The following is a 22,957-nucleotide window of genomic DNA, read 5'->3' on the forward strand; positions in this document are numbered from 1 at the left end:
TTTCACTCCTTCACACCAAAATAATATTTCTTGAAATCTTCCTCGCCCACTGCTTCGATGGCTTTTTCAATGTCTGCTTCTGATTGGAAATAAAGTCCGCTATGACGAGTATGCCTATTAAACCATTTGTTAATAGAATAATCGTTGTATTTATAATATGGATAGTATTTTTCAATATTACTATCATACCATTCTTCATCGCTAAACTCATGCGCATATCGCTTAACCTGTGCATATACTTCTCTGCGTTTCTTTTCAAATTGGACTTCTTTTAGTGTTGGGAATGTATTGCCGATACATCTTCTTAAGTTATCAGTGGCATCATTTTGCCATGTTTCTGAATTGATATAACCTTCAGTATCAATATAGAAATACTTATCCCCGATTTCTAAATCCCAAACAGAAATAGAAACAGGTTTTTCCAAAAAATCCATAAAACCATCTTTTACAACATAATCTCCATATTCGTTTACAATTTCATTTAATGTTTTCATAATCCCTTATCCTTTCCTTTTTCGATTTCTAATATATCATCAGCACTAACTCCAAAAAGAGTTTGTATTGCTTTTTCTACTCTAAAATAGTAATCATTGACTTTTGTTAATTCATCATTTAATTCATCGCATTTTTGAACATACCAAATAACTCTATCATGCCATTCGTCAAGTTCTTCAATAGATAAATTATTCAAACCCCATTTTTCTATTAAATCAACAAGTTCAAAGTGTTCTTTGATTAACTGTTTGAATACTCTTACTTTATCGCAATCTGTATTATCAAAGGCGCGAAACGCACACGCTAATCCCTTATATCCATATAACACCTCATGCTTTTCTTTGCACAATTCGCATATTTCTTCTACTGCTTTTTCACATTCTTTTTTATTCATCATTCATCTTCCTTTCCTTGATATTGCAATGCTTTTGTAAGAGGATAGAACCGGTTTTCTTCAAATTCATCATATTCTTCATGAAATTTATCATAATCTTCTCCATCGTTATACCAATATGACATATAAGTTACGCATTGTGCCATGTCTGTACTTATCATAGGATTGCACTGAAAACATACTTTTTCTTTATCATCCCAAACCCACATTTCTTTATTTAGTTCTCTAAATGTGTATGGTTGCGGGTCAAAGTGTTCTTTGATTAATTGATAAATCGTTTTGTAATATTTACCTTCTCTATTGATATTGAATGTAAAATTTGCCAAATCGTCTAAAGCGTTTAACGCTTCTAAGCATTCTTCTTTAGTCAACATCTAACCACCCCAATTCCTTGCACTGCTTATTGATTGCTTTCAATGTTGACATATCAATCCCTAAATTTTCGACATAGTATTCTTCATATTCTTTATCAAATTCTAATATTTCATTGTAGTTTGGATTATAATAAATAATTTTCAAACCATTTTGTTTTAATTGCCATCCTAACTGCTCAAACATTTCTTGCGCTGTCACTACAATATCCCTTCCTCTCTTGCTACTTTTAGCAATAAACAAATACATTGAATTAGATCTTTTTTACTTCCATAGAAATTCAAATATAATTTTTTAATATTAGAAGAACATTTTGTAACTGTTAAAACCACTATTCCTCACTCCAATCAATAGCCTGTCCACATTCATGACAGCATTTGTAATAATTACCATATTCAGAAACACATATTGCGTTCTTCCCACAGTTTGGACAAACACATACAACGGGATTTATAAATCCATCTTCATCATAGATGGATGTTGTTTCTTCATCTCTCCAATCTTCATTAAAAGCGGGTTTCTTAGGTGTTGCCTTATCGACTAATTCTTGCAGAACATCAATCCAATCCTTTGCAATTCTATTGCAATAGCCTTTCATGTCGCATTCATTACAACTTGTTCTTTGTGGACACGAATGTTTAACTAATCTGTCTAATGCCTCTTGATATTTATTCATCTCAATTTCCCAACCTTTCCAACACTCTTTTCAAGTGTTCTATTTCCTTGTTTTTCTTGCTTATTTCTTCTCTCACTTTGTCATAGGCTAATGACATTCGATCATAGCGTTTCTTCAAATTCGTGTATTCTCTCTGCCACTTCTCTGCTCTAGCATGGGCTTTATCATAGTCCTTTTCAGTTGCTTCAACGGGTAAAACAGGTTTTCTTTCTTGTTCAACTGCTCTGCCTAAGACGATCGCGCATTTTTCAACGATTCCGATCTTATCAAAAATCCGATTGATGGCAGGTGCAGAGAGGTTTAACTGAATTAAGTAATCTTCAAGTCCGCTCTCTGTACCTATCATCATCTGTTTTATTTCTTCACGATTCATCAAAATGGAAGGTCATCACTGGAAATATCAACTGTATCCTTTTGATAATTCCCCATATCCTGATAGCCATTTGGTTCGTTGAAATTAGATTGCATGGTATGATTATACCTTTGAGCGTTTTCATTACTATGCTGCGCTGATTTAGGCTCTAGAAATTGTTGTTGTTCTACAACTACTTCTGTCAAATACACTGTTCTTCCGCTTTTATCCTGATAATTTCTTGTTTGGATTCTTCCATCAATACCAATCAAAGATCCTTTATGCAGATATTGCACCATCAACTCCGCAACCTTATTCCATGCAATGCAGTTGATAAAGTCTACATTTTGTTCTCCGTCTTTGCTTACATTCCGGTTGCAGGCAAGCGTGAATTGCACTACTGACTTATCGTTCAGCGTCTTGCGTAATACTGGATCTTTAGTAAGTCTTCCTATCAATACAACTCTGTTAATCATGTTCTTCCTCCTATCCAGGGCCATCTAAAAAGGTAACCATTTTGGTATTTCCATTTCATTTTGTGGTAAATACTCAGTTTTCTTTTTTGTAATTCCCTTAATTTCATCGATTGCTGATTGACTCATGATTTTAATCATTTCATCACTCATACGCATATGCTCAGCTTGTTTTCGTTTAATATTTTCCAATACTTTCATTTCTTTTTCAGAAATAATGACATATACATCTACTGCATTTTGCTGTCCAAATCGATAACATCTTCTGATTGCCTGATAAAATTGCTCATAAGAATCTGATAATCCACAAAAGATCATTTGATTACAATTCTGCCAGTTCATTCCAAATCCACAAATAGAAGGCTTTGAAATCAGTGTTTTTATCTTTCCTGCCGCAAATCCAATCATGGCATTCTTTTTATGTTCGGGATCATCTGATCCTTTTACTTCGACCGATCCATGAATGGCTTTATACAACATTTCACTCTCATAATTGTAATCACACCACACCAAACATTGATTTGATTTCTTGGCAATTTTATTAGCAATCCGTACACGTTCTTCTACACTCTGCTTTCTTGCTTCACGTCTTTCTGTCAATGTTTCAGCGTACTCAACAAATAAACTTGTTTCTTCAGGCGTACTTTCCACTACAATTTCATGAATGTTTAATTCAGGTAGATCAAATCTGCTTCCGTCAAAGCCTAAGTCCTTCGGATTCTTAATCATCATTGCCCAGGTTGAAATCCATTTGAAAAACTCCTTTTCCGCATGCCCTTTCAATCTCCAGCCAATCCGCTCTTGTTTTCCTTTTCTTTTAATACAGTCATTGATGAAAAATGTTGATAACATTTCACTTCTCGGCATGATCCCTAGAAATTCTGCTGTTGTACCGATTTCCGTATAGTCATTTGGCGAAGGCGTTGCTGTACAACATAGTTTGTATGGTGTATGTGCAAAACGCTCTAATAATTCATTAGTGGTCTTTCCGGAATAAGACTTTATGATGGATGATTCATCTAATACAATTCCACTAAACACATCCGTATCAAATTTATGTAATTTATCATAGTTTGTGATATTAACACCATTTACCACATCTTCTTGTGAACTGCATAATTCACAATGGATACCAAATTTATGCGCCTCTTGTTTCGTTTGTTCTGCTACTGCAAGTGGTGCTAGTATCAACACAGGTTCATTTGTATGCTTATGAACTGATTCTGCCCATGATAATTGCTGAATTGTTTTTCCTAATCCGGTATCTTCAAATAATGCTGCTCTTCCTTTTCGCAATGCCCACTTAACAATTGCTTCTTGGTAATCAAATAAATTCTCATTAAGATATTTTGCATCAAATCCACTTTCGATTGACTGATATTCTTTGGATTTTAGAAATTCGTCATAAGTCATAGCTCTAATCCCTCAAATAGATCGATCTGTTCTTCTGATGTTTCTGCCTTTTGACAATTTTTCACTGCCTGCTTGAAATATGATGGCTTTAATTCAATTCCGATACCTTTACGGTGCATTTTGATTGCTTGATATACCTCTGATCCAATACCAAGAAACGGTGTAAATACTATTTCTTCTTCTGCACTCCATAATTCAATACATCTTTCAATTACATCCAGTTGTAAAGGACAGATATGCTTTTCATCACGTTCTTCTCTTACAGAAGTACGATTCAGTGTATTTGATTGTTTAATATCCATCCATACCGGACTTGCATACTGCTGCCATTTTTCTACCGGAAACGTCTCATTAGTATGTGCAATCAAGTTTTGATTATCTCCCGGTTTTCTCATGGTAATGATATAATCGGCAATCCCTTGTCTACACATGGAACTATCTTTTTTAATTTGCTTATGTAGAAGCCCAAGTGCTTTGGTACGTTGCATTGCAACAACCGGATCTTTCCAAATCGTTACACGCGAATGATAATAAAATCCGCACTCCTGAAATAGTTTGATCAAGATTCCCGGAAAGTCTTTCAATCCGATAAAACCGTCATTATTTTTTGTAGTTGGAAGATCCATACAGTGAATGCTGACTAACCGACCTGGCTTCATAATACGATACAATTCTTTAACGATGAATGTGAACTGCTGATAAAATTCCTCTGTGCTCCTGCAATTTCCTAAATCTCTAGGGCTATCGCTATACGTATATAAATCCTCAAATGGTGGACTAAAAATTGAATAATCCATGCTATTATCTTGCAAAAACTGCATTACTTCTGCACTATCGCCATTGTAGAGTGCATATTTTTTTGAAATTGCTTGATCAATTACTTTCAATTTGATTCCTCCTTGCATGCTATCTCGGATAATAATTTCTTTATTTCCTCATCACTCACTACTTCGCTTGTTTCTTCCCCTTGATCGTAATACCAATCCGGAAGTGGCTTGTCTTGCTTTCTTCTTTTGACCTGATCCCTTGCTTCCCATATCTTGATCGTCAAGTAGTGATTCTTGTATGTTTTACCCGTCATTTCGATATAGTCATCCAAATTCTGGATCTTCTTTTTATAATCCGGAAACTCTGCTTTCAGCTTCTCAATTTCATTGAATGATAAGCGAACATGACGATACGCGCCATATATATTCTTTTCATTCTTATCATTCTTTTCATTCTTATCATTCTTGTTTGTTGTTAGTTGATTGTTAGTTGATTGTTGATTGATTGTTACTTGATTGTTAATTATCGTGTTACCTTCTTGGTATAAATCGTAATTTAACACGATAACTAAAGTGTTTTTATTACGTCCGATGCTTGTTATTTCATGTGTTGATTTTAGATGTTTTAACGCAGTCCTAATCTGTTGGATTGAAAGCCCTGTTTCAGCGCTTAAACTGCCCAAAGATGTAATACAACTGCCTCTTTTTATCTTCTCTCCACGCCAATCAACATCATCATGATTGACCTTTAACAACAAGTGAATGAATAATTTGAACTCCGGGTAACTGTCGTACCATTCCCAATCCATTATCTTTCTGTGCAGTTTAACAAAACCCACCTTTTCCATACCTTACACCTCTTTGATTTCCACTCCGTAAATCTCTGCAACAAGGCGCTTTTTAAGCTGATACAGCGGTGTTTTCGTTGCCGATGATTTCACATCTTCAACAATGTATTTTTCGTTCTCTATGTAGGTAAAATCAGCCACATACTTGATTTCTCGCCCGTATTTTGATTTCTCTACCAATACGAATGGCACTTGCAATTGTAGATCGGTAATGACACCGGCACGCTCCATCAAACATAATTCACAATACCTGTTAGCTTCTTTTTTACTGTCAAACATGATCCCGTCAATACACGTTTTGATCGCTCTGTATTTACTTCTGTTCATCTCAATACCTCATCATAAAAGGCAGTATCAAGCCCTAATTGATGCGCATATTCCAATGTTGCATCGATCAACTTTCCCATTTCTTCAGTATTCATTTTTGAACTGCCTACATATACCTTGCATTGCGCCCAGATAGAACCGTTAGGTCGTTCTTCATATCCATACACCCTAATAGCTCTTACTTGCTTCTTTAACTCCTCTACAGCTTCCTGCAAGCACAAGATCCATTCAAATTTTGCATTCGCTCTCTCTAACAACACACAATACATTTCCCATTCATCATTTGATGATGCATTTTCATGGCAACAGATGTCATGGATCAGAGACCATAAATAATTGTTCTGATTGATCGATCTCTGACTTTTGACCTCTTTGATTTCAATGGCATACTCTTTTTTCTTCAATGCTTCTATCCATTTCCGATACTGCCAATTCGATATCTTGAACGTGATTTCCATGTCGCCGTCTTCATCTATCGATCGTCTGATGAAATTTCCGATCACTTTCATTTTCTATACACCCTTTCTCTATCTGAAAAGTCGGGATAATGCTTTTCTAAATACGCCTTGATAAAGGCCAGATAATACGGACGATTGATGCTCTGATCCGTCATATAATGGCAATTTTGACATAGTGTAACGATATTCTGTTCAATGCCCAATCCGCCTTTGGAACGTGGGATATAATGAGCATTCGGCATGGCAGAAGATGAGCCGCAGATGATACATCTTTGCCCATCTCTTTCCCATACTGCCCGTTTTACTTTTGCCGTTATATCACACGCTCTGCTGCGCTTGCTTTTCATTTTTTTCTTTCTTCTTCTGGATCAAAAGATCCATAACGTTCAATAATCGTCCCAGTTCACTATGATCTAATTGCGTTACATCTGTCGTTTCTATGTAAGCATGTTTTAATACGAAATCTGTAATTGATTTGTCTTTCATGTCAATGCCAAGCGGCGCCATTGCCTTTAGTAGCAGTTGATAGCGTTCCATCTGTGCCGTTCTTGTTTCGTCCATCGGATATTCCTTTTTCGTGCTCTTACGTTCTTCTTCCGGCAGATCTTCTCCGGCATAGATATATAACCCTAATCCATGTCTTGCTAATGCTTTTGTCAGACTTCTTTGGATTGCTTTATTTACGTCAAATGAAGTTACTTTATCAAGAGCGATCGACTTGTTTTTGAAGTCCATGACCGGCAATTCCTCGATATGTTCCAAGCCATTGATCGTTACGCCTGTCTTGACCCAACACGTCATGCCGTCGGTAAAGTAATTTACTTCTCCATAATCGGTCATACGCTCATATATCGTATAATTCGCATCCGGATAATGCTTTTTTACTTCGCCCCATGCAAATGCCCATGACAGGTAAGAAAGTCCGTTTTTCTTCTCTACCTTATCATTGACATTGATCGCATTTAGAATGTTGAAAACCGATTCATTCTCATTTTCATTTGGGACATCCATTGTATTTATTTCACTCAAGATTTCTTTAGTCGTTGTGCTTTTCATCTGTCTTCTCCTTCAACTGTTCTTTTAATGATTCGATTTTAAGATTTTTGAAATAGATTTCATCTTCCAGAGAACGGATCTTCTCTGCCATTGTCTTTAATACGGTCATGATGTAGTTTTCTTTCATATGTTCCTCCTAATAGAGATGCGCTCTTATGTTTTTTGCAGAAGGTTCTGCTTCGACTGTTTCTAATTCCTCAAGCAAGCACTCCAAGCATTCGATCGTTCCATCTTGCAGTTCTTTATAACGATCTCCCACATGCAGCACTTCCCCGCAGATATCACATTGATACACCGGTACATAGTCCGGATCTCTTCTGTCCATCATAATTTCATCACCTCTTGTTTTTGTTCCTGTATGAATTTTTTGAATGTATATTCGCTCATTAAATGCTTCATTGCTCGCTTATGGCGTTCATTCAAAGTGTGCTGTGCTTCTTCAACTGTATTTGCAATGAAATACCCTTTCCCCGATGAATAACTGCATATCGGCAATAGATCTTCTCTTATCAGCAGCTCGATTGCTTTTCTGTTCGTACGATCGGAAACTCCGGTTATTTGTTTTAGCGTACTTCTACTGATTGCATTTTCCTTTCCTGCTTTCAGATTTAACTTGATGATGGCTTTGACTTCTTCGATGCTTTTCATGAGTAGATCCACTCCGCAAATCCAATCAAAGCGAATACCAGTATTGCAATGCGCCAAGTCAAGCCATATATGATTGATGGTAATAGTTTAATTTGCTTTTTTATCATTTCCGTTTCCTCCATGTACTTCTCTCCAAATATCTATGATTTCATCTGTTCTTGGCTCTTCTGCCCACACTTGGCGCAACAACAATGGTGTATTACGTCCATTTACAGCATAATATTGAATCAGATGAAACATCGCATCGATTCCTTCTTCCTTAGAATCATAATGCCGGTACTCTCCGCTACCATCTAATGTAATAATCCCGGCAGGATTGTTATGATTTATCCATACCTCGCTTGTCCCTCTTGCGGTTTCGAGCAGGAACATAGCATATGCAAATCCAGGATCAATATCAGGATAGTTTATCGCTACATTTCTAAATGTCTCATCAGGAATAGCAGCAATGTCTGTTATAGGCATATCAATGTGAGTATTCTGATTGATCTCGTTGTTTAACTCCGCTTTCATAACTGCATTTTCCGATCTAAGTTTTTCGATTTCTGTGATCATTACAGCATTTTTCTCGATCGTTTTTCCCTGTATCTCTCTTAACGTGATGATCTTATTTTCTGCGGTATTTAACTTTCCTTGTAAATTAGCACATCCAAAATATGCAACGGCATATCCGGATAGCGCTATAATCGGTAATATCTTTTTATTCATTTTGTTTTCCTCATATTTTTGTGTTAAAATAGATATGACGATTTTGGTGATTTTTCGTCATTGCTGATGTTTGCTTGTTGATTGTTAAACATCAGCATTTTTATTTTGCCTGTTTTAACTATTTCTTCTACTTCCCTTCGACTAATCAGGTACTTGCCTTTTGCATTGCCTGGCTTTACCACACACACTCCAAACGGACAAATCCCTGCTTTGATCCACGCTCTTATACATTCTGCAGATATTTCATTGTTGAATGCATTTGCTGCTTCTTGCGGTGTCATGAATAATTTTCTATTCACTGAAATCACCTACATTCAAATTCTCAATCATATTTGCAATATCTGTCTGAATTGCAATATTTTCCCAAAATTGTGCGGTAAATTCTTTTAACCTAAGCACCTCGCTTCTGCTCAACTTACCATCAGCCAATGCTTTATGCAATGTATTCATATAATCACTTTGCGACTGAATAACACTTGGCATCATATAGCCAGTGGTAAGCAAATCCTGTGGTATATATCCATTCGGGTGCTTGCATTTCCCGATTGGGCACATCTGTGCACAATACTCTTCTTTCAAAATTGGATCGTGAAGATAAGCAGAAATTGATACAATCACATCTGGCGATGGTGTCTGCATTCCATTTACCAATTTTGAAATGGTCGCTTCTGAATACCCTACATACTTTGCAATGTTGCAATTTGAATAAGATTTTTTATCATGAGTTTTCGCAATCGTTCTATCAATTGCATTTTTAATCAGATTCATATCATCTTTCCTTTCTTTCAAAAACTGCTATGTTTCCTTTCTTTACTGGAAAATCTGAAATTGACTATACTTGCTATAATGTAATCGTCATTAACTGGTATAAAACTGCGTCCAATCAAAACCTAGAAGCTCGCCTAATTTCTGTGCAGTCTTAGGTTTAGGCGTTCGTTCTCCGCGTTCGTATTTGACGATTGCAGTTGAAGTAACTCCTAGATACTGTGCGACTTCTTCTTGAGTTAATGACTTCTGCTTTCTAGCATCAATTAGCCACGCTCTCATATTTCTCACTTCCTTTCCGTTTCGGCTACCTTATAGCCATCATCAGCAGGGCTGTATCTCCCTGTACGGATTTTTTGGTATGACATAAAACCGTTTATTTGATATGATTTGCTTGAGGTGATTTTATGTTCTATTTATTAGCACAGTATCGGATTCTAAAATATGTCCTTTTTTACCACATTAGAGAAAACCTACCTTTTGACAGTCAATTAGCCATCCCTCTTGAAGATATACAAAAGGCTTTATCTATAAGTAATCTTAAAATTTACTATCATGCGATGTGTCTAGCAAAATGCGGTTATCTAAACCACGATTTAGGAAAAGATAATAAACATATTTTCATAGGTACGAAAAAGGGATGGCTGTATTTCAATGAGCTACATTCAAAATTATGGAAAATCATATTTGAATGTATTTGGGCAATTGCTCTTATTTTTGTTGGCTATATAATCGCTCTAATTTTTTAATGAATAAACGCATGAGTTTAATTTTTCTTACTTCTTTCTCATCAGGTAAACCAAATTCTTTATAAATAAATTTAGCCTCTTCACGTGTCATGTTTGAAATGTCAAAGCGATATAATATTGTGTTTATACTTGCTTCCTGTCTATGTTGGTTCATATATTCAAACAATGACATATGTACTCTTGCGATTAAATCCCTACGTGCGGTCAATCCTTTTCTTCTAGACAGCTGCTCTGTTTTATCAAGTTCTGATTGAAGCGATGGCACTAACTCTACTATCCTATCAACAGATGTTAAATAATCGAAGTTGAACCTTATATCATTCGTATCTATTCTTTTCAGGTCCTCTATGATATTCATTTTTTATACCTCTCCTTCTGTTTTTTATGACAGAACGTCATATCTTGATTAAATAATATTCCATTTAGGATATTTTGTCAATATAAAATATGACATTTTGTATTATTTTTGAATTAGTGCAACATTGCTGACAAATTGTCTGATAAAATACAGATAAAGGTAGGTGTTTTATGTTCAGTCTTAAACTAAAAGAATTAAGAAAAAGTCGTAACTTAACACAAATTGAAATGGCTACTATGTTGAATGTAACTCAGGCTGCATATAGTAAATGGGAATCGGGTCAACGGGAACCTAATTTCGAAATTTTAATTACACTTTCTGCCTTTTTCAATGTTTCTATTGATTATCTGTTAGATAACGAAACAGGAGTGAAAAATACACCACTTTCAAAAGATATTCAAGAGATAGTGACAGCAATGGAAAATTCAGATAGCGATATTAGAAATCGTATGAATGTTACTCTTAAATCTGCGTTCCCTGAGGCTTTCGCTAAGCCTACCAGCAAGTCGAAACCTATTAAGGAGGATATTGATAAGTATTCTTATGAATGGGCGCTAGGCGTGCTAGAACGCCATGATATGCAGCTGTTCAACTTCTTAAAAGATGATAACTCTAAAATAAGCAAAGAGGATATCATTAAAATCGCTAAAGGATTAGAAGATTAGGAGGATTAAATTCATGGGGATTAGATTTAGAAAAAGCGTTAATGTCGGACCTTTAAGAATCAATTTAAGCAAATCCGGCATCGGTTACAGTGTTGGCACAAAACATTATCGTGTTACCAAAACTGCTAATGGTAGAATAAGAAAAACTGCAAACTTAGGCGGCGGAATCAATTATGTTAAAGAAGAATCTATCAAAAAGAAATCTGATGAAAGCATAAACAATGGCGCCAATAACAAGATGCCTGATGATCCAAATAAGAAGAATAGTAAGCGACTAATTAAAGTGCTTTTGACGATTTTCTTCCCGCTCGGATTATTATATTTTGTTTGGAAAAACGATGAACGAAAAAAAGGAATGAAAATATTATTAAGTGCTCTATTACTTTTCTATGTATCTTTCCATGCTACTCTATGTTATAGATTGGCTAATCCAGAGGCATTCAATGAAGAAAAAATTGCTGAAAAGAAAGAATCTGATAAAAATGATAATGTATCTGACAATAAATCAGATAATGAAAATCAAAATCCAGAAGAAGAACAAGCGCCAACGGAAGAACAATCTACACCTGATACAAATGATGCTCCAACCCAAACTCCTGAAAGCAATACGCCTAGTGAGCAAGAGCAGCCAACACAGACTCCAGTTGTTAATACACCGCCAGTAGTGGAAGAACAACCTACTCAATCGCCTGCTCAACCTCAAGAACCTGTAACTAGCATGGTATGGGTTGCAGGAACAGATTATGTTGGTAAGTATCATTCACGAGCAAGTTGTAGTAATATGACAAGCCCTATTCAGTTAACTAGAGATGAAGCGATTGCAAGAGGTTATACGCCTTGTAAAAAGTGTTATTAAGCAGTTCCTAAAAAAGTTGCGTATTTTGCAAAAAAATATGCAACTTTTTATTATTGTTACAAAGTTAATGTAATAATAAATGATATACTCACGTTGAGGTGAGTAAAATGATTTGGAATAAGATTAAAGCAGCACTCGATTATAGCTCAGGAAAGGATATCTATCAATTGCTCAATACGCATAATATAGAAATTCGTTATGATCGTTTTGAAAGCATCTATGCTGTAATTGCCATTGGGAATAAAACAATCATATGGATAGATTCAAGACTTCCCTATCAAATCAAAGAATTTGTATTATGGCATGAATTGGGGCATTATCTAATAGATTACAAACATGGTGTGTTTACTTTTCATAAGTATCCATGCAAATCAGAACTACCAGTAAACATCTTTGCATGCCTAAAGGTTGGAATTAGCATGCAGGAATGGATACAAAGCGGGTGTCCTAAAAATATTGCAGTTTCTGTTTTTGATTATTTAACACAAAATGTTTATATTCCCGAAAGATTAGGGGAGTAAAACTTTGCTAATATGATAGAGAGGTGATAAAATGGCTAGAACAAAAAAGAGAACACGAAATGCGAACGGAGAAGGAACTATCTATCATTTAGGTGGAAAGTCTAGATCAAGACCGTGGGTCGCTAAAATTCCTGAAGGTATTGAATTTGATCCACACTTAAAAAAGGGATATCGTCAAAAATACAAAACGATCGGATACTATGAAACCGAAAAAGAAGCAAAAATTGCACTTCTTGAATTTCAGATAAATCCTACTCATTTTAATCATGTAAAGAAAACACAATCAATAAAATTCAAGGATGTTTATGAAATGTGGCTACCTATCGCTGCAAGAAAAAAAACTAACAAAACATTAGGCGGATACAAAGCTGGATTCAAAAATGCAAGTAAGATCCATGACATCCCTATTCAAAATCTTAAAACAGCACATTATCAGATGGTATTAGACGAGTGTAAACTTTCTCCTTCTTCCAAAATAAAACTGCGCTCACTTTTGATCGCTGTAAACAAATATGCTGTGCAAGAAGATATCCTAGAAAAAAACTACGCTGCATTTACAATTCCAATAACTGATGTGAAATCTAAAATGCACAAACCATTTACTAATGACGAAATCAAAACCTTATGGGATAATATTGATCTTCCTTATGTTGATACGATCCTTATCATGATTTATTCAGGTTATCGTATCAATGAACTTCTAAATCTGATCTGTGGTGTCAACGTTGATCTAGATAAAAACATCTTTATAGGCGGTTTCAAAACAAAAGCAGGAAAAAATAGAATTGTCCCCATTCATCACAAAATACTACCGTATATTCAAACTCGTTATGAAAGCGGACTGCCTTTAATACGAACATCACGTTCTAATTCTAAAATGAAATATCAAAACTATCGAAACAATTATTTTGATAAAATTATGAGAAAGCTTAAAATGGATCATCTCCCACATGACTGTCGACATACTTTTGCTACATTACTAAACAATGTTAATGCAAACAATATTACTGTTACAAAGTTAATTGGTCATAAATCATTTGATACAACTGAAAGAGTCTATATACATAAAAATATTGAACAATTAAGAGAGACAATCGAAAAGATCCCTGTGTGAGATAATTGTGAGATATAACCTCATTTATTCTTTCGAAAAAGTATAAAAAAAGTTGATAAATTCGTTATTATTCATATCTGAAATTATTGGTAGTCGAATTCTACAACCGCTAGTAAACCGAAGAAAACCGCGTCATGCGGTTTTTTTATTGCCAGATGCGTTTTTGAATGCTCCTTTGTCATCAGGGAATCATACTCATATTCATCATTATCACAAGCATAATCAAAAAGACCTTTGCAAAAGATGAAACATCCTATGCAAAAGTCTTTTCTGACATGATCAAAGTACGCTACTCATTTTCATTCATCCGACGTGCCTTATCTAAAAAAGAAACCTTTTCGGCAATGATCTCTAAATGGTGGTACGTATTCCCATCCTTTGCCGTATAGCTGTTTGCCTGAATTCTGCCTTTTACCCCCACAATGTCGCCGATAGCGCTTAGATCACATACCATTTCCGCGATCCCGCGCCAAAGTGTCACATTCACATGATCCACATCATACTCCCCGTTCATGTTTTTGAATGGACGATCCAAAAGCAAACCAAGCGTTGCCAGCTTATGACCTCCGCTTGTTTCTTTGATTTCCGGCAGCGTTTCGATCTTCCCAACCAAGATGATACTGTTCAGCATTGCACGAACCTCCTTTCACACTCATATTATGAATATTATTGGTAAAAAAAGCAAATTGCGCTATTTGCATATTACCTCTTATTTGATTAAAAATTCCTATAAAAAAAGCCCTTTTTTTGCCATAATCGGCATATAGGGCATATTTTAAGAATTTTTACTTTTTTTCGGATAAAGATGCACACAGGCTTTTTGTTCAAGATCAATATGAGCCAAAGCCGCATCAATATCCGCTTGGGTGATCTGTGATACCAGCTCGATCGAATCATAAAAATCCAATCCTGCGAAATAGCTGCGCATAAAGGAGATCGCAATTTCATCAAAACGATTCAGTGAACGCACCATCGTACCGTAATAGCGGCGCTTTAACTGCTCTAAACAAGCCGCATCGATTTTCTGATCGAGCAGTTTTTTCATATGCTCCTCTACCAGTTCCATAAAGGCCTGCGTTTTTTGCGTTTCTCCATACAATACGATAAAGCCATAGTCATTCCCCAGATCCACTTCATAACCGAAGTAATCATTGATGATGCCTTCATCCATCCATTTCTGATAATCCGGATTCAACGTCGTAAACATCACATCCAGCGCCAAGGCAATCGCCCATTCACACTGTTTGCGTTTTTTGGCATCGGCGATCCCTTCTAATTTATAAGCGATCGCATGCTTTGGCGTGCTCACATCCATTTCAAAGCGATACTCTTTTCGGGCAACCGTTTTCGGTTCTTCCTCATAGCCGCGCTCTACGATTTCGATGTGCGGAAATTGTTTCTTTGCCTGATTGCGCTTGATGATCTCCATAACGAAACGAGGATCTTTCGCCGTCACGCCGACCAGCAACATTCTTTGCGGATGATAATTGCGGCGGTAACAGTCCTCTAACTGCTCTTTGGTAATGGCCTGCACACTTGCATCATCACCGCCGATGTCATAGCGCATCGGATGCTTGACAAATAATGAAGTAAACAGCTCCATCAGCAGTGAAGTATCGCTCATCTGCTTATACATATGCAGCTCCTGAATGATGATGCCCTTTTCCTTTTCCACCGAAGCATCGCTGATCGACAGCTTCTGCACAAAGTCAAGCAGCAGTTCCAGCGGCTTTTCGATATCCTTGCTCGTAGAAAAATAATAACAGGTTTCCTGATAGGAGGTAAATGCATTGACATTGGCGCCCATTGCCGAAAACTGTTCCATTACATCCATTTCTTCATCTTCAAACATCTTGTGCTCTAAAAAATGAGCGATGCCTGCCGGATATTGAATCCGATTGCCCTTTGCATCCACTTGTTCCATATCCAGTGCACCAAGCGGCGTTGCCATCATGAAATATGATTTTTCATAATCCGGCTTATGCCATAAAACAACATGCAGCCCATTCTCTAATGTTTCTTCTACATAGCGCTCATCAAAACGCGCATTGATCACTTCACGCATCTGCTTCCTCCTCTCCGTATAACACATAAATCAGTTTTTCTTCCAGCAGGCTCGCCGCCTGAATGACATCCTCTCTTGTCACTGCTTTGATTTCTTGTAATGTCGCTTTCAAATCAAAAGGTTCTTTCAACAATGCACATTGATAAGCATAAGCCATGAAGGAGGCCATTTCATCCTTTGTTCCTTTGATCGAAGCATAAAGCAGATCCTTGCTTGTCGCAAACAGTTCTTCACTGAAAGCACCGCTTTTGATCTTTTCAACCTGTTCATGAATCAAAGCAATTGCCTTTTCAATATCTTTGCGCTGGATCCCTGTCGTAATGCCTAAAGCTCCGTCAAATGAAATCAGGTTGGAATAGATGCTGTAACACAGACTGTGCTTTTCTCTTACCTCTTGAAATAAGAAAGAAGAAGGATACTGTCCCAGCATCGCATTCGCTACCTTTAACGGCCAATAGTTTTTATCCCCGATCTGGCAGTTGCTTTGATACAGCAGCATCAGGTACGTCTGTGAAATGGCTTTGCTTTCTTCGATTCTTCTAAGCGGTGCCGCAATCTGTACTTGATACGCATGCGCGATTTCCCGATGTTCCCCGCTAAAAGGCAAATAGCGTTTCACTAATTCTTCGATCTGTCTTTCGTCCACATTCCCGCATACGATCACATCAATTTCATCTTCCCGCAGCAACTGCTCATAAGCCGCAAACACTTCTTCCCCGCTGATGCTTTGGATGCGTTTCTTTGTCCCCAGCGCGCTGATCGATAACGGCGCCGCATGATCCGCAAGCTCTAATGCCCGAGATACGCTGTAAGAGGAAGGATCATCCTGCGTCCGTTTCCATTTACTGAGAAGCACGGTACGCGCCTCCTCGATCATCGATTCCGCAAACTTCCCATCTTCCAAATAAGGATGAAAGATCACTTCATGCAGAAAAGCAAACTGTTCTTCCAATAAGTGCTCTTTGGAATCGACATAACGATCATCTAAGATCCGACTTCTGATCTCCAAAACCTGCCCTTTTCCATATCCCATAGTCGATGCATGAAAGCTCATGCCATATAAACGATCCATATGATTGGCCATTGCCTGCTTGCTTGGATAAGCCGCACAGTAATCACAAAACAACATTGCCAGCATGCTGCGTGCCGAAGCGCTTTCTTCCCGCAGCGGCGCCGAAAAACGAATACTGACACCGATATCCTTAAATTTCTTTTCCGCAATGACATGGATCTTGATTCCATTGATTCGCTTCATCCGATTGCCTCCTTTTTTATTAGTATGGATATTTGATGAAATACCATGACATAGTATATCACAAATTCCGCCGCTTTGTTCAAAGGCCGCCGATTACAGCCATCTGACGATAAAAAGAGGGATTTCTCCCTCTTGTACTTATCCTTGTCTTTTTCTCTAGCGTTTACCGGAATCGTAAATTTCACCGGAGGCCTTCGGACCGACCGATTTGCGTGAGAATAACAGCAATGCGGCGATCGTAAGCAGGTATGGAAGTGCGAAAAACAATTCGCTAGGCAGTCCGTTTAAGAACGGGATCTGTCCGGAATAATTAGACAATACCTGAGAAAAGCCGAAGAAGATTCCGGCCCCCAAACAGCCATATGGATTCCATTTTCCAAAGATCAAACATGCCATGGAAATAAACCCGATGCCGTGAATCGAAAACACGGTAAACTGCACATCGAGAGAAAGTACCATGATCGCTCCTGCTAAGCCGCCTAAGCAGCCTGAGATCAATACGCCGATATAACGCATTTTTTCCACATGGATCCCCATTGATGCCGAAGCCTGCGGATATTCACCGCAAGAGCGCAAATGCAGACCGAATTTTGATTTGAATACGACAAACCAAGTCAGCACTGCCAATCCGACCGCCAGATAGAAAGTCGGAAAGACATTGGTAAACAACAAGTCACCGATGACCGGAATATCTTTCAAGACCGGAATCGAGATCCTTCTAAAACGTTCCAAAAATTGTTCTGAGCGCTGCGCCCCGAAAATGATCTGACATAAATAAACCGTTAATCCGGTAGAAAGCATATTCAGCGCAGCACCGGAAATGGTCTGATCCGCTTTCAGCGATACCGAAGCAAATGCATGGATCAAAGAATACAGACATCCGGCAATCATACCGACCAGCGCACCGGCCCAAGGCGCTAAATCACCTAGTGATCCTTCAAGGAAAAGAGAAGCCGTCGCACCGAAGAACGCGCCAACCAGCATGATCCCTTCCAATGCGATATTGACGATCCCGCTGCGTTCAGAAAACAAGCCGCCCAGCGCACAGATAATGATCGGCGTGGCAATTCCAAGTGCTAAAGGAAACATCTGATATAGTAAATTCATGACTTCACTCCTTCCTTTGACACTGTTTGATCTGTATCGATCGTCCGATTCTCTTTTTTACGTGTTTTGAAATGATTTAAGACGATACGAATACCATACTGCATCGCCACAAACAACACGATGGAAGCCGAGATGATCTCGCCGATCTCCTTCGGTGTACCGACGATCTGAAGCAGCGGCTGCGCCACTTTCAAAAGTCCGAACAACAAACCGGAAAGCACGATACCGATCACATTGCAGGCACCGGTCAAAGCAACCGCAATTCCATCAAAACCATAACTTTCAAAGGCGGACAGCACACGACCGTAATTGAATGTACCCAGTACCGAGATCGCTCCGGCCAAACCGGCCAGCGCTCCTGCGATCATCATGGAATAAACGATATTGCGATTCACCTTCATGCCCGCATACTGCGCTCCGTCTTTATTAAAACCGGTCGCTCGCAGACTATATCCAAAACTCGTCTTTTCAATGATAAACCAATAAGCCAGAACCGCAATGATCAAGAAGATAATGCCCCAGTTCAAACGGGAATGATTGGTAATGCTTCTTAAAAACTCCGATGAAAGGCTGGCCGTCTGCGGTGCATTGGCAGTAATCGTCGTCGTAGAACCCGGCAGGTGAACGATGATATAGTTATTCGCGTACATGCCGATATAATTCATCATGATACAGATCACGACCTCATGCAGATTAAACTTGCTTTTCAAAAAGCCCGGCAGAAAGCCCCACAATGCACCGGCAAGCGCACCGGCTAACACCGCCACGATCATGTGGATCACCGGCGGCATCGGAAACAGGATCGCAACTGAAATCGCCGCACATCCGCCGACCATGAACTGCCCTTCGGCACCGATGTTGAACAACCCCGTACGATACGCAAAGGCAACCGATAGACCCGTTAAAATAAGCGGCATGCTCTGTACGATAAACTCACCGAGATAACGCAAATTCACACCGGTTCCACGCATTAAATCAATACCGGTGGCACCTCTTAACAGCGCATTGAACAAAGCAATCGGATTTTGTCCGGTCGCAATCATGATGAGAACCCCTACCAAGATACCGAGCACGATCGCAAGAAGGGAAATCGTTAAGGTACTTTTATTCTTCATGCTGTTCACTTCCCTTCTTAGAACCGCTCATATAAAGACCCAGTTCATTTTCATTGGTTTCGCTTGCCTTCATCGATCCGTTTCGATGGCCGTCAAATAATACGACGATCTGATCGGACAAGCCTAAAATTTCATCAAGCTCAAAGGAAATCAGCAAGACCGCTTTCCCTTTGTCGCGTTCTTCTACAATTCGTTTGTGGATATATTCGATCGCTCCGACATCCAGTCCACGTGTCGGCTGTACGACCATAAGCAGATCCGGACTGCGGTCGATCTCTCTGGCAATGATCGCTTTCTGCTGATTTCCACCTGACATGCTGCGGGTCAAAGAGTCGATGCCTTCCCCGCTGCGCACATCAAATTCATCGATCAAATGCTGGGCATAGCGATCCATTTCCTTTTGCTGGATCATCGTGCCTTTGCAATAAGGCGCACGATCATATTCATGAATGATCATATTTTCTTTTAATGTGAAATCCAAAATCAAACCATGTTTATGACGATCCTCCGGAATGTGTCCCATTCCTTTGTCAAAGCGCTGCCGAACCGTCGCCTTCGTGATATCTTCACCGTTCAATAAGATCGTACCGCTCTCTGCTTTAGCAAGGCCGCTCAGTGCATGTGCCAGTTCAGTCTGCCCGTTTCCATCAATACCGGCAATACCGACGATCTCTCCCGCTCTTACCTGTAAAGAAAAATCTTTCAGACCCAGAACGCCTTTGGCATTTTTTACATTCAAATGCTGCACATCTAAAACAACTTGCCCCGCTTCTTTTTCTTCTTTTTCTATTTTGAAATTCACTTCACGGCCGACCATCATTTCCGCCATCTCTTTTTCTGTTGTACTTGCAACATCTACCGTACCGATATATTTGCCGCGGCGCAGCACGCTGCATTCATCGGCCACCTCTTTGATCTCTTTCAATTTATGCGTGATCAGCAAAATGCTTTTCCCTTCGCTTACCAAACGGCGCATGATCTGCATCAGATCTTCGATTTCCTGCGGCGTGAGTACCGCTGTCGGTTCATCGAAAATCAAAATATTCGCATTGCGGTAAAGCATCTTCAAAATTTCCACACGCTGCTGCATGCCGACGGTAATATCGGATATCTTCGCATACGGATCGACATTCAATCCAAACTTCTTTGATAATTCCGCAATTTCTTTGGCAGCCCGTTTCACATCTACCATTCCATATTTGGTAGGTTCCATTCCCAAAATAATATTTTCGGTTACGGTAAAGCATTCAATCAACTTGAAATGCTGATGCACCATCCCGATACCAAGTGCTGTCGCATCATTTGGATCGTTGATCTTTACTTCCTGACCATTTACCTTGATATGACCGCTGGTTGGCTGATATAATCCAAACAGGATAGACATAAGGGTCGATTTACCTGCACCGTTTTCACCCAGTAACGCATGAATGGTGCCTTCCTTTAGCCGAACAGTTACATTGTCGTTTGCCCTGATTCCGGGAAAATCCTTCGTAATATTCAGCAGTTCTACTGCATAGGTCATCATGATCCTCCTTTAATTATTCACTGTCATTATTATATCACATGACTTTTTAGAAAGTATAGCCAAACTCAGACAATAATCATAAAAAATCTTACTTTTTTCTGCGCTTCACCGAAGATGCCGCGCAATCTTTGTATGCGTTTACATCTTTTGCTGCCATTTCTGCTTCTCTATATTAAAAGGGCGCTTTAAATTCGTGTGTGGGTGTGCCATACCTTTAAACTTTGGTGTTGCTATTTTAAAACCTATTTAACATTATATGTGGGTATCTTTAACATTTGTGTGGATACCCTACTTTTATATATGAAAAAGCCTTCGTGTTATTATTTCTTTGCCGAGAAAATACACACGAAGGAGGTAATATACCTATGTACGATTTTATCACAGATTTATTCAATATTGACAAAAAGATGATCAAAAAAATTGAAGTAGTCTCTTCAAAAGATTTAACCGAATTTCACATCTCTTTAGTGCCTGAAAAACTTAGATGCCCATATTGTCATGGCTTTACTCATTTACACGGATTTTCAAAACCTAAAACAATCAATCATCCTAAGCTTACTGATCGTAAATGTATCATCGTTTTCAAAAACAACAGATATCAGTGCAATGAATGCCTGCGCACATTCTCTGGAAAAAATCCTTTTACTTTTTCCAATTTTAAAAATTCATTTCTTTCCATGAACAACATCATGAAATCCTTATCAAACCTGAACTATACTTATTCCATGGTAGCCGAATTAAACCATATATCTGTTACTCAGGTACAGCGCTATTTTGACAGTTTTGTCAACATCCCCAGAATTCGTCTTCCTGAATCTATCGGTATTGATGAGATACATTCTAAAATGGCCAAAAGAGCTGATTCTGCTTATTTATGCGTCATGGTAGATAATATAAACAGATCTCTATTTGAAATTCTTCCCTCACGTTCCAAATCTGAATTAGGACGATACTTCGAAAGGATCCCGGCAGAAGAAAGAAACTGCGTTCATTACGTCACTATCGATATGTGGGAGCCTTACAAAGATATAGCCAATACTTATTTAAGGAACGCTATTATAGCTGTAGATCCTTTCCATGTCGTGAAGCATCTCATGGACGGTTTTAAACGCATCCGTCTTAATATCATGTATCAGACAGAATACAATTCTAACAGTTATTATCTTCTTAAGACATGGAAGGATCTTATCGAAAAAGATGTTTATTTGGATAACGAGCCTGTATACAATAAACGTTTCAAAAAGAAATTAAACAAACGTAATCTCTTAGATATGATACTGGACATTAGTGAAAACCTCGTTCTTGGATACAGATTAAAAGAGATGTATCTGCACTTCAATGAAAATGCCACAGAAAAGGATTGCGAATCATGGTTTGATTCCATATATGAGGCATTTAGAGAAGCACAGTTGCCTGAATATAATGAATTTGTATCTATTCTTCAGACTTGGAAAACAGAAATACTAAACTCATTCAAAAGACCTGTTGATGACAGAAAACTAAGCAATGCACTTTCAGAAAATATCAATGGACAAATCCGTACATACCTGGCAGTTTCCAACGGAGTAAGAAACTTCACAAGATTCAGAAAGCGCTGTTTATTATCACTGAATAAAAAAGTATTCTATTCCATAAATGATCAATTAAAATCAGATAAACATATAACAGATAAAAAACAAAACAATTAAATTAAAAACTTTTCTCGGCACATAAAAACAGATGATAATTAGGAATCAATTTCATCCATAAAATCATCTGTTTTTCACTTTATAAACCACACACTAGTTTAAAGCGGATTTTTCAAAAACCACACACTAGTTTAAATTACCATTAAAAGAAAGCGAAGTCTTTTACGCTCCGCTTTCTCATCTCAAT

Annotated in this window: 34 protein-coding genes; 6 read left to right on the plus strand and 28 right to left on the minus strand. The window is 38.1% G+C overall.

Features of this window, described 5'->3' with window-relative positions:
• Nucleotides 1-2: 2 nt before the first annotated feature.
• The 21 genes from C1712_RS03950 to C1712_RS04045 all read right to left on the minus strand — a co-directional run bounded on the left by C1712_RS03950 (nucleotide 3) and on the right by C1712_RS04045 (nucleotide 10,034).
• On the minus strand, nucleotides 3-494 hold the full coding sequence (locus C1712_RS03950; RefSeq protein ID WP_102266999.1) for a hypothetical protein: 492 nt from the start codon (nucleotides 492-494) through the stop codon (nucleotides 3-5).
• Entirely contained in the window at nucleotides 491-889 is a 399-nt protein-coding gene (locus C1712_RS03955) for a hypothetical protein (RefSeq protein ID WP_102267001.1), read from the minus strand. Before C1712_RS03955 ends, C1712_RS03950 begins: the two co-directional genes overlap by 4 nt.
• The gene (locus tag C1712_RS03960; protein ID WP_180963064.1) at nucleotides 889-1,260 is read right to left on the minus strand and encodes a hypothetical protein; all 372 of its coding nucleotides are present in this window, start codon (nucleotides 1,258-1,260) and stop codon (nucleotides 889-891) included. Before C1712_RS03960 ends, C1712_RS03955 begins: the two co-directional genes overlap by 1 nt.
• On the minus strand, nucleotides 1,253-1,510 hold the full coding sequence (locus C1712_RS03965) for a hypothetical protein (protein WP_102267005.1): 258 nt from the start codon (nucleotides 1,508-1,510) through the stop codon (nucleotides 1,253-1,255). Before C1712_RS03965 ends, C1712_RS03960 begins: the two co-directional genes overlap by 8 nt.
• Nucleotides 1,511-1,592: 82 nt before the next feature.
• Entirely contained in the window at nucleotides 1,593-1,937 is a 345-nt protein-coding gene (locus C1712_RS03970) for a hypothetical protein (RefSeq protein WP_102267007.1), read from the minus strand.
• A 1-nt stretch (nucleotide 1,938) separates the two neighbouring features.
• Nucleotides 1,939-2,310 (minus strand): hypothetical protein, encoded by a 372-nt coding sequence (locus C1712_RS03975; protein WP_102267008.1) that lies wholly within the window; start codon nucleotides 2,308-2,310, stop codon nucleotides 1,939-1,941.
• Entirely contained in the window at nucleotides 2,310-2,765 is a 456-nt protein-coding gene (locus tag C1712_RS03980; protein ID WP_102267011.1) for a single-stranded DNA-binding protein, read from the minus strand. The genes C1712_RS03975 and C1712_RS03980 overlap by 1 nt, the downstream gene beginning before the upstream one ends.
• A gap of 24 nt (nucleotides 2,766-2,789) precedes the next feature.
• Nucleotides 2,790-4,175 (minus strand): SNF2-related protein, encoded by a 1,386-nt coding sequence (locus tag C1712_RS03985; protein WP_102267013.1) that lies wholly within the window; start codon nucleotides 4,173-4,175, stop codon nucleotides 2,790-2,792.
• Nucleotides 4,172-5,062 carry a DNA-methyltransferase gene (locus C1712_RS03990; RefSeq protein WP_245858053.1) on the minus strand — a complete coding sequence of 297 codons (891 nt, stop codon included), beginning with the start codon at nucleotides 5,060-5,062 and terminating at the stop codon, nucleotides 4,172-4,174. Before C1712_RS03990 ends, C1712_RS03985 begins: the two co-directional genes overlap by 4 nt.
• On the minus strand, nucleotides 5,059-5,790 hold the full coding sequence (locus C1712_RS03995) for a hypothetical protein (RefSeq protein WP_102267017.1): 732 nt from the start codon (nucleotides 5,788-5,790) through the stop codon (nucleotides 5,059-5,061). The genes C1712_RS03990 and C1712_RS03995 overlap by 4 nt, the downstream gene beginning before the upstream one ends.
• A gap of 3 nt (nucleotides 5,791-5,793) precedes the next feature.
• Entirely contained in the window at nucleotides 5,794-6,117 is a 324-nt protein-coding gene (locus tag C1712_RS04000) for a DUF1064 domain-containing protein (protein ID WP_102267019.1), read from the minus strand.
• Nucleotides 6,114-6,626: a hypothetical protein gene (locus C1712_RS04005; RefSeq protein ID WP_102267021.1), complete on the minus strand. Its 513-nt coding sequence runs from the start codon at nucleotides 6,624-6,626 to the stop codon at nucleotides 6,114-6,116. Before C1712_RS04005 ends, C1712_RS04000 begins: the two co-directional genes overlap by 4 nt.
• Nucleotides 6,623-6,922 (minus strand): HNH endonuclease, encoded by a 300-nt coding sequence (locus C1712_RS04010; RefSeq protein ID WP_102267023.1) that lies wholly within the window; start codon nucleotides 6,920-6,922, stop codon nucleotides 6,623-6,625. Before C1712_RS04010 ends, C1712_RS04005 begins: the two co-directional genes overlap by 4 nt.
• Nucleotides 6,894-7,631, minus strand: a complete 738-nt coding sequence (locus C1712_RS12865; protein WP_219718835.1) for a Sak single strand annealing protein — start codon at nucleotides 7,629-7,631, stop codon at nucleotides 6,894-6,896. The genes C1712_RS04010 and C1712_RS12865 overlap by 29 nt, the downstream gene beginning before the upstream one ends.
• A complete protein-coding gene (locus tag C1712_RS12625) occupies nucleotides 7,612-7,758 on the minus strand; it encodes a hypothetical protein (protein WP_180963065.1) in 147 nt (48 codons plus the stop codon). The genes C1712_RS12865 and C1712_RS12625 overlap by 20 nt, the downstream gene beginning before the upstream one ends.
• Nucleotides 7,759-7,767: 9 nt before the next feature.
• Entirely contained in the window at nucleotides 7,768-7,959 is a 192-nt protein-coding gene (locus C1712_RS04020) for a hypothetical protein (RefSeq protein WP_102267025.1), read from the minus strand.
• On the minus strand, nucleotides 7,956-8,279 hold the full coding sequence (locus C1712_RS04025; protein ID WP_102267027.1) for an HTH domain-containing protein: 324 nt from the start codon (nucleotides 8,277-8,279) through the stop codon (nucleotides 7,956-7,958). The genes C1712_RS04020 and C1712_RS04025 overlap by 4 nt, the downstream gene beginning before the upstream one ends.
• A gap of 87 nt (nucleotides 8,280-8,366) precedes the next feature.
• Nucleotides 8,367-8,987 carry a glucosaminidase domain-containing protein gene (locus tag C1712_RS04030; protein WP_102267029.1) on the minus strand — a complete coding sequence of 207 codons (621 nt, stop codon included), beginning with the start codon at nucleotides 8,985-8,987 and terminating at the stop codon, nucleotides 8,367-8,369.
• A 23-nt stretch (nucleotides 8,988-9,010) separates the two neighbouring features.
• Nucleotides 9,011-9,286 carry a MerR family transcriptional regulator gene (locus tag C1712_RS04035; protein ID WP_102267031.1) on the minus strand — a complete coding sequence of 92 codons (276 nt, stop codon included), beginning with the start codon at nucleotides 9,284-9,286 and terminating at the stop codon, nucleotides 9,011-9,013.
• Nucleotides 9,279-9,755, minus strand: a complete 477-nt coding sequence (locus C1712_RS04040) for a helix-turn-helix domain-containing protein (protein WP_102267033.1) — start codon at nucleotides 9,753-9,755, stop codon at nucleotides 9,279-9,281. The genes C1712_RS04035 and C1712_RS04040 overlap by 8 nt, the downstream gene beginning before the upstream one ends.
• Before the next feature lie 90 nt (nucleotides 9,756-9,845).
• Nucleotides 9,846-10,034 carry a helix-turn-helix transcriptional regulator gene (locus tag C1712_RS04045; RefSeq protein ID WP_102267035.1) on the minus strand — a complete coding sequence of 63 codons (189 nt, stop codon included), beginning with the start codon at nucleotides 10,032-10,034 and terminating at the stop codon, nucleotides 9,846-9,848.
• Nucleotides 10,035-10,159: 125 nt separating this feature from the next.
• On the opposite strand from C1712_RS04045, the gene C1712_RS12870 reads away from it, so the two are divergent.
• On the plus strand, nucleotides 10,160-10,501 hold the full coding sequence (locus C1712_RS12870; RefSeq protein WP_102267037.1) for a hypothetical protein: 342 nt from the start codon (nucleotides 10,160-10,162) through the stop codon (nucleotides 10,499-10,501).
• Here C1712_RS12870 and C1712_RS04055 read toward each other — a convergent pair.
• Nucleotides 10,464-10,859, minus strand: coding sequence for a hypothetical protein (locus C1712_RS04055; protein ID WP_102267039.1), 396 nt, complete (start codon nucleotides 10,857-10,859; stop codon nucleotides 10,464-10,466). The genes C1712_RS12870 and C1712_RS04055 overlap by 38 nt on opposite strands.
• A gap of 170 nt (nucleotides 10,860-11,029) precedes the next feature.
• Between C1712_RS04055 and C1712_RS04060 the strand changes: the two genes are divergently transcribed.
• The 4 genes from C1712_RS04060 to C1712_RS04075 all read left to right on the plus strand — a co-directional run bounded on the left by C1712_RS04060 (nucleotide 11,030) and on the right by C1712_RS04075 (nucleotide 14,015).
• On the plus strand, nucleotides 11,030-11,524 hold the full coding sequence (locus tag C1712_RS04060; protein ID WP_102267041.1) for a helix-turn-helix domain-containing protein: 495 nt from the start codon (nucleotides 11,030-11,032) through the stop codon (nucleotides 11,522-11,524).
• A 13-nt stretch (nucleotides 11,525-11,537) separates the two neighbouring features.
• Nucleotides 11,538-12,380 (plus strand): DUF4236 domain-containing protein, encoded by an 843-nt coding sequence (locus C1712_RS04065; RefSeq protein WP_102267043.1) that lies wholly within the window; start codon nucleotides 11,538-11,540, stop codon nucleotides 12,378-12,380.
• Between the two features lie 107 nt (nucleotides 12,381-12,487).
• Entirely contained in the window at nucleotides 12,488-12,901 is a 414-nt protein-coding gene (locus C1712_RS04070; RefSeq protein ID WP_102267045.1) for a hypothetical protein, read from the plus strand.
• A 31-nt stretch (nucleotides 12,902-12,932) separates the two neighbouring features.
• Nucleotides 12,933-14,015: a tyrosine-type recombinase/integrase gene (locus C1712_RS04075; protein WP_102267047.1), complete on the plus strand. Its 1,083-nt coding sequence runs from the start codon at nucleotides 12,933-12,935 to the stop codon at nucleotides 14,013-14,015.
• Nucleotides 14,016-14,304: 289 nt separating this feature from the next.
• Here C1712_RS04075 and C1712_RS04080 read toward each other — a convergent pair whose 3' ends face one another.
• From C1712_RS04080 to C1712_RS04105, 6 genes are all read right to left on the minus strand, one after another.
• Nucleotides 14,305-14,646: a single-stranded DNA-binding protein gene (locus tag C1712_RS04080; RefSeq protein WP_102267049.1), complete on the minus strand. Its 342-nt coding sequence runs from the start codon at nucleotides 14,644-14,646 to the stop codon at nucleotides 14,305-14,307.
• A gap of 144 nt (nucleotides 14,647-14,790) precedes the next feature.
• Nucleotides 14,791-16,080, minus strand: a complete 1,290-nt coding sequence (yfmH, locus tag C1712_RS04085; protein WP_180963066.1) for an EF-P 5-aminopentanol modification-associated protein YfmH — start codon at nucleotides 16,078-16,080, stop codon at nucleotides 14,791-14,793.
• Nucleotides 16,073-17,335 carry an EF-P 5-aminopentanol modification-associated protein YfmF gene (gene yfmF / locus C1712_RS04090; protein WP_102267053.1) on the minus strand — a complete coding sequence of 421 codons (1,263 nt, stop codon included), beginning with the start codon at nucleotides 17,333-17,335 and terminating at the stop codon, nucleotides 16,073-16,075. Before yfmF ends, yfmH begins: the two co-directional genes overlap by 8 nt.
• A 156-nt stretch (nucleotides 17,336-17,491) precedes the next feature.
• Nucleotides 17,492-18,442, minus strand: coding sequence for an ABC transporter permease (locus tag C1712_RS04095; RefSeq protein WP_102267055.1), 951 nt, complete (start codon nucleotides 18,440-18,442; stop codon nucleotides 17,492-17,494).
• Nucleotides 18,439-19,557, minus strand: a complete 1,119-nt coding sequence (locus tag C1712_RS04100) for an ABC transporter permease (RefSeq protein ID WP_102267057.1) — start codon at nucleotides 19,555-19,557, stop codon at nucleotides 18,439-18,441. The genes C1712_RS04095 and C1712_RS04100 overlap by 4 nt, the downstream gene beginning before the upstream one ends.
• Nucleotides 19,547-21,079, minus strand: coding sequence for an ABC transporter ATP-binding protein (locus C1712_RS04105; protein ID WP_102267059.1), 1,533 nt, complete (start codon nucleotides 21,077-21,079; stop codon nucleotides 19,547-19,549). The genes C1712_RS04100 and C1712_RS04105 overlap by 11 nt, the downstream gene beginning before the upstream one ends.
• 368 nt (nucleotides 21,080-21,447) lie before the next feature.
• On the opposite strand from C1712_RS04105, the gene C1712_RS04110 reads away from it, so the two are divergent.
• On the plus strand, nucleotides 21,448-22,770 hold the full coding sequence (locus C1712_RS04110) for an ISL3 family transposase (protein WP_102267061.1): 1,323 nt from the start codon (nucleotides 21,448-21,450) through the stop codon (nucleotides 22,768-22,770).
• Nucleotides 22,771-22,957 lie beyond the last annotated feature (187 nt).

The organism is Massilicoli timonensis (assembly GCF_900199515.1).
GTDB lineage: Bacteria > Bacillota_I > Bacilli_A > Erysipelotrichales > Erysipelotrichaceae > Massilicoli > Massilicoli timonensis.